This window comes from Halobacterium bonnevillei, from assembly GCF_009831555.1.
Classification (GTDB): Archaea; Halobacteriota; Halobacteria; order Halobacteriales; family Halobacteriaceae; genus Halobacterium; species Halobacterium bonnevillei.
Map to the genome: position 1 here is coordinate 1 of NZ_WUUU01000158.1, position 6,875 is coordinate 6,875.

Annotated in this window: 6 protein-coding genes; 5 read left to right on the forward strand and 1 reads right to left on the reverse strand. The window is 69.1% G+C overall.

Annotation, left to right across the window (positions count from 1 at the left end; translation table 11 throughout):
* On the forward strand, positions 1–505 hold a 505-nt coding region (locus GRX66_RS14955; RefSeq protein ID WP_159527269.1), incomplete at its 5' end, for an alpha/beta hydrolase fold domain-containing protein.
* A gap of 20 nt (positions 506–525) precedes the next feature.
* Here the strand turns inward: GRX66_RS14955 and GRX66_RS14960 are convergent.
* Complete coding sequence (locus GRX66_RS14960) at positions 526–1,128, reverse strand: LURP-one-related/scramblase family protein (protein WP_159527270.1); 603 nt, start codon at positions 1,126–1,128, stop codon at positions 526–528.
* A gap of 92 nt (positions 1,129–1,220) precedes the next feature.
* Here GRX66_RS14960 and uvrA point away from each other — a divergent pair, with 92 nt between their 5' ends.
* The 4 genes from uvrA to GRX66_RS14980 all read left to right on the forward strand — a co-directional run.
* Entirely contained in the window at positions 1,221–4,193 is a 2,973-nt protein-coding gene (gene uvrA / locus GRX66_RS14965) for an excinuclease ABC subunit UvrA (protein WP_159527271.1), read from the forward strand.
* A gap of 151 nt (positions 4,194–4,344) precedes the next feature.
* A complete protein-coding gene (locus tag GRX66_RS14970) occupies positions 4,345–5,037 on the forward strand; it encodes an HNH endonuclease (protein ID WP_159527272.1) in 693 nt (230 codons plus the stop codon).
* Between the two features lie 66 nt (positions 5,038–5,103).
* Positions 5,104–6,195 carry a geranylgeranyl reductase family protein gene (locus GRX66_RS14975; protein WP_159527273.1) on the forward strand — a complete coding sequence of 364 codons (1,092 nt, stop codon included), beginning with the start codon at positions 5,104–5,106 and terminating at the stop codon, positions 6,193–6,195.
* Between the two features lie 7 nt (positions 6,196–6,202).
* Positions 6,203–6,875 (forward strand): metallophosphoesterase (locus GRX66_RS14980; RefSeq protein WP_159527274.1); only part of this gene is annotated, 673 nt, incomplete at its 3' end.

Here is a 6,875-nt window from a genome sequence, read left to right on the forward strand (position 1 = left end):
CGGTGACGGCCACCTCGCGGTCGTCGGTGACAGCGCGGGCGGCAACCTCGCGGCCGTGTGCTCGCTGGCGGCCGCCGAACGGGACGGTCCCGGCCTCGACTACCAGTACCTCCTCTACCCGGGCGTCGGCATCGAACCGGGACAGGAGTCCGTCCGCGAGCACGCGGGGACCGTGCTCGCCGAGGACGACCTCGAGTGGTTCCAGGAGTGCTACTACCGCAACTGGGTACACGAACGCAATCCGTACGCCGACCCGACGAACGCCGCCGACCTGTCCGGCGTCGCGCCGGCGACGGTGCTCACGGCGGGCCACGACCCGCTCCGCGACGGGGGTCGCCGGTACGCCGACCAGCTCGAAGCGGACGGCGTCCCGACGCGGTACGTCGAGTACGAGGACATGATCCACGGGTTCGCGTCGATGCTCGCGGCGCCGGACCTGGAGCGCGCCCACGACGCAGTCGACGACGTGGCCGCCGACCTCCGCGCGGCGTTCGAGGACGCGTAGCTGTCGATGCGCTCGCCGGCCTACTCGTTTTCGAGCGCGTCCAGGACGCAGGCGGCGGCGACGACGGCTTCCTTCGGCACGTCGCTGGCGTCGTCAACCGTGACGGTGTAGGTGTCCCGCAGCGAGAACGTCCCGGCGATGTCGCCGACGTGACCGCCAGACGGGTCGAAAATCTCGTACTTGTTCGGGAAGAGGTTCGCCGCGCCGACGAGGTGGCGCAGCGCAGCGAGAAGCTTGCTCTTGGACTTGATGGTCGCGAGCGCGTCGCCCGTCTCCGGGTCGCGGACGGTCCAGTTCTCCACGAACAGCGAGTAGTCCTCGTCCAGGACGACCACTTCCTCGCCGGTGCCGTCGTCGACGATGGTGTACGTCCCCCCGATGTCCAGCATTCCGCCGGCCGTCACGGTGAACGCCGGTTCGTCGTCGCCCGTCACGAACGGGAACTGTTCTTTGAGCTTGAACAGCTTCTGCTTCGCGCGGAGGACGACGGTGCCCGTGCTGTCCCGGACGGCGTACTTGTTCCGGATGAGGGACTGCCTGACCTCGTAGGTGTCGTCGTCGAGGACGACCGTCGAGATGTCGTACTCGCCGGCCTCGGCGTCTCCGGTGGAGGGCTCGCTCATAGGTCCGGGTGGGGCCCAATGCCGGAAAAGGGTTCGCCCGCGCGTGCCGGGACCGACAAACCTTCACCCCCGCATCCGGTACAGTAGTCCCAATGAGCGATGACTACATCGAGGTCCGCGGGGCCGAGGAGAACAACCTCAAGGACCTCGACGTCCGGATTCCCCGGGAGTCGCTGAACGTGGTGACCGGCCTCTCCGGGTCGGGGAAGTCGTCGCTGGCGTTCCAGACGATCTACGCGGAAGGCCAGCGCCGGTACATCGAGAGCCTGTCCGCGTACGCGCGGAACTTCCTCGGGCAGATGGACAAGCCGCAGGTCGAGTCCGTGGAGGGCCTCTCGCCCGCCATCAGCATCGACCAGAAGAACGCGGCGAACAACCCGCGGTCGACGGTCGGCACCGTCACGGAACTCCACGACTACCTCCGCCTCCTCTACGCTCGCGTCGGCGTCCCGCACTGTCCGGAGTGCGGCCGCGAGGTCGGCGAGCAGTCCGCCCAGCAGATGGTGCGGCGCATCCTCGACCTCCCAGAGGGCACGAAAGCGAAGATCGCGGCGCCCGTCGTGCGCGACCAGAAGGGCGCCTTCGAGGACCTCTTCGAGGACCTCGTCTCGGAGGGCTACTCGCGCGTCGAGGTCGACGGCGAAGCGTACGACCTCGCGTACGACGACCCCGACCTCGACGAGAACTACGACCACACCGTCGACGTCGTCGTGGACCGCGTCGCGGTCAGCGAGGACGTCAGGTCGCGCATCAACGACAGCGTCGAGACGGCCCTCGAGGAGGCCGACGGCGTGCTGAAGGTCATCGTCCCCGACGCCGGCGACGACCTGGAACTCGGCGGCGCGACCGCGCGGAGCACCGGCGACCTCGCCGACGACGACGAGGACAACCGCTTCGTCGTGGAGTTCTCCGAGGACCTGGCGTGCACGCACTGCGGCATCGACATCAGCGAGATCGAGACCCGGAGCTTCTCGTTCAACAGCCCGCACGGCGCGTGTCCCGAGTGCGAGGGCATCGGGAACACGAAGGAGGTCAGCGAGGACCTCGTCGTCCAGGACACCAGCAAGCCCCTCAAGCACGTCTTCGAGGCGTGGAGCTACAACCGCTCGTACTACCAGACGCGGCTGGACGCGGTCGCCGCGCACTTCGACGTCAGCCTCGACACGCCGTTCGAGGACCTCGACGACGACGTCCAGGACGCGTTCCTCTACGGCACCCCCGGGGACGTCGTGTTCAAGCGGAACACGAAAAACGGCATCCGCCGGAAGGAGAAGCCTTTCGAGGGCGTCATTCCGAACCTCGAACGCCGCTACATCGAGACGGACTCCGACAGCACCCGCGACCACATCGAGGAGTACATGTCCGTCACGACGTGCCCGGCCTGCGACGGCACGCGCCTCAAGCCCGAGTCCCGGGCGGTGCTCGTCGACGGCACCCCGATCACCGAGGTCAATCGGATGAGCATCGGCGACGCCCTCGAGCACTTCGAGGGGATGGAAGCGAATCTGAACGACCGCGACCTGAAAATCGCCGAGGAGATACTCAAGGAGATCCGCGCGCGCCTCGGGTTCATGACCGAGGTCGGCCTCGAGTACCTCACGCTCGACCGCGAGGCCTCGACGCTGTCCGGCGGGGAGAGCCAGCGCATCCGCCTCGCCACCCAGATCGGGAGCGGCCTCGTCGGCGTCCTCTACGTGCTCGACGAGCCCTCCATCGGCCTCCACCAGCGCGACAACGACCGCCTCCTGAACACCCTCCACGAACTCCGGGACCTCGGGAACACGCTCGTCGTCGTCGAGCACGACGAGGAGACGATGCGTCGCGCGGACAACGTCGTCGACATGGGGCCGGGCCCAGGCCGGCACGGCGGCGAAATCGTCGTCAACGGCGACGTCGAGGAACTGATGGCCTGCGAGGACTCCCTCACGGGCGACTACCTCGCCGGCCGCCGCGAGATTCCCGTGCCCGAACGGCGCCGCGACTACGACGAGACGCTCACAATCGCGGGCGCCCGCCAGCACAACCTCCGGGACCTCGACGTCGACATCCCGGTCGGCGCGTTCACCGCCATCACGGGCGTCTCCGGGTCCGGGAAGTCCACGCTCATGCACGACATCCTCTACAAGGGCCTCGCCCGCGAGATGAACGACAACACGAGCGTCGACCCCGGCGACCACGACGCCATCGAGGGCGTCGACAACATCGAGAAAGTCCGGCTCATCGACCAGTCACCCATCGGCCGCACGCCCCGCAGCAATCCCGCGACGTACACGGGCGTCTTCGACTACATCCGCGAGAAGTTCGCGCAGACGAAACTCGCCAAACAGCGCGGCTACGAGAAGGGGCGGTTCTCGTTCAACGTCAAGGGCGGCCGGTGTGCGGCCTGCGGCGGCCAGGGCACCCAGAAGATCGAGATGAACTTCCTCTCGGACGTCCACGTCCCCTGCGAGGAGTGCGGGGGCGCGCGCTACAACGACGAGACTCTCGACGTCACGTTCAAGGACGCCACCATCGCGGACGTCCTCGACATGAGCGTCGAGGAAGCCCACGACTTCTTCGAGGCGGACAGCCGCCTCGGCCGCCGCCTCAAACTCCTGATGGACGTCGGCCTCGACTACATGAAACTCGGCCAGCCGTCCACGACGCTTTCAGGTGGAGAAGCCCAGCGCGTCAAACTCGCTGAAGAACTCGGGAAGAAGGACTCCGGCGATACCCTCTACCTCCTCGACGAACCGACGACGGGCCTCCACAGCGAGGACGAACGCAAACTCATCGAAGTCCTCCAGCGCCTCACCGACCGCGGGAACAGCGTCGCCGTGATCGAACACGAACTCGACCTCGTGAAGAACGCCGACCACATCGTCGACCTCGGCCCCGAAGGCGGCGAACACGGCGGCGACGTCGTCGCCACCGGCACCCCCGAGGAAGTCGCGCGCAACGACGACAGCTATACGGGTCGGTACCTCCGCGACAAACTCCCCGCCGTCGACCTGGAGGGCCCGCGCTCGGATCGCAAGCAACCCGCGAAAGACGAAGCCGCAGCGCCAGCGGCCGACGACGACTAGCCGGCCCTTTCTGCCGCGCTCGCTGCGTCACTCGCTCGGTGAACCGCCCGTCTCGCACGCTTCGAGCAACGCGGCTCACGGACGCTGGCGTCGGTCGTCTCGGGTGCTGTTCCGCCGAAGGCTTTTGATCGGACGATCCGAACGCCCGGGCATGTCTCGCTGGCGCCGCGTCGTCCGCCGGGAACTCGCGCGGTACAACGAGGAGACGGGGTGGCGGGTGGTGGAACTCCAGGAGCTCTACGACCAGATGCTGCCCGTGCTCCGCGAGGAGTTCCCCGACAACCACAACCGGGCGGCGAAACTCCGTCAGGTTCTCCAGCAGCTCGGCGAGCGCGGCGAACTCGAGTTCGTGGACCACGCGGGGACGTACCGCATCCTCGACCTCGGCGACGGCGCCGAACCGACTGCCGAGGCCGACTCCGGCGCGCCGGACTGGACGTACGAGGCGCGGGAGTACGAGACGACCGTCGGGGCGCGCTCGCTGCCGGCGGCGTTCCGCGACGCCGTGCTCTCCCGGTACGGCGCGCAGTGTCCGGTGTCCGGCGTCGACCACGAACGACTGCTCGACGTCGCGCACGTCCTCCCGTGGAGCGACCACGAGGCGCTCCGAACCGCACCCGGCAACGTCCTCGCGCTGGACAAGACCCACCACGCCGCGTTCGACGCCGACCTCTACACGCTCGACGAGGACTACCGCCTCCGCGTCTCGCCCGCGTTCGAGACGAACAGCGACCTGCTCGAACGGACGCTGCTCGAGCGCGCGGGCGACCGAGTGAACGCGGCTGACGACCTCCTCGACACCGAGTACCTCCGACGGCGGAACGAGTCCCTGGACTGGTGGTAGGCAGCGACAACCGACCACGCCCGCGGAGGGGAAGACATTTGCTCGCCGCCGGGCTAGTCGCGGGTGATGTACGACTTCGCGGTCGTCGGCGTCGGCCCGCCTGGTGCACGCTTCGCGCGCCGCGCCGCCGAACGGGGCTACGACGTGGTGGCCTTCGAACAGGGCGAACTCGGGAAGCCGCTGGCGTGCTCGGGCCACGTGAGCCTCGACATCTGGGACTACGTGCCCGATGACGCTCGCGACGACCTCTTCCAGAACGAGATCTTCGGCGCGCGCTTCCACCTCGGCGGCGCCGACTCGACCGCTTACCCGTTCTACAAGGACGCCCCCATCTCGAACGCCATCGACCGCGTCCACCTCGACGAGGTGCTCGCAGACGCCGCGCGGGACGCCGGCGCCGACGTCCGCGAGCACCACACAGTCACCGGCGTCGACGAACACCCGGACCGGGTCGACCTCACCGTCCGCGGGCCGGACGGCGAGTTCGACGTGCAGGCGAAGATGGTCGCCGGGTCGGACGGCCCCCGCTCTCGGGTGCGGGACGCCCTGGGGCTGCCCGAGCCAGACGAGTTCCTACACGGCGCGCTCGCGTTCGACCCGGAGCCCGACCACGAGGACTTCGTGGACGTCCACCTCACGGTCCCCGAGTTCTTCGCGTGGCGCATCCCCCGCGGCGAGGGCGGCGTCGAGTACGGCCTCGCGGCCGCGCCGGGCGAGGACGTCCCCGCGCTGTTCGACGCGCTCGTCGACGACTACGGCGTCGAAATCGAGCACCGCTGCTCGGGCGTCATCCCCATCGGCCCCGCCGACACGGTCACGAGCACGAGGGGGTTCCTGCTCGGCGACGCCGCCGGCCAGACGAAGCCGTTCACGGGCGGCGGCATCCTCTACGGCATGACTGCCGCCGACTGCGCCGCACGCGAGATCGACCCCGAGCGGCCGACGACGCTGTCGAACTACGAGGCCGCGTGGCGCGACGAACTCGGCCGCGACATCGCGCTCGGACACCTCATCCGTACGGGGTACTCCGCGCCGGAACCGATCCAACGCGCCGGCATGCGCCTCTTCGAGGGCGAAATCGGCGTCCACATGGACCAGCCGACCAGCCTCTTCTCCGCAGCGCAACTGAAGGCGATGCTGGGCGGCGACCGCTCCTGAACCGCCGATGGCGCGTCGCAGAGACGCGGTCCGGGCGCTGGACGGGACGCCACCAGTCGTCAGCATCAGCGACCTGCACGGCTACCGCGCGGACGCCGAGCGGGCGCTCCTGGCGCTCCGCGACCACTCCGACTACGACCCCGTCGTCACTCGCGGCGACGACGGCGCACTCCACTGGGCCGGCAACGACTACGTGCTCGTTTTCAACGGTGACCTCGTCGACCGCGGTCCCGACAGCCCGGGGTGTGTCGACCTCGCCGGTCGTCTGCAGGACGAAGCGCCCCCGGGACGCGTCCGGTACCACCTCGGCAACCACGAGGGATACCTGCTGTTCCAGCGGCTCGCCGCGGACACCGGCTGGTACTGCTCGAGCGCGCCGGCAGCGACCCGGCGCGCGTTCCTGGCGCGCATCGCCACCGAGGACGTGACGATGGCCTACGAGGGGTACACCTTCACGTACTCTCACGCGGGCAGCGAGACGGGCGTCGACGTGACGCGGGTGAACGACCGCCTCGCGACTGTCGGCGCGGAACTGCTCGCGCTCGCCGACGGCGACGACGGCCCGCACCGCCAGCGGGCGGTCCTCGAGGCGTACCCCGACCTCTTCGGCGTCGGCCAGCCCCACCGCAAGGGCCCGGGTGCCAGTCCACTGTGGCTCTCCTTCGACTGCCTGCCGGCGG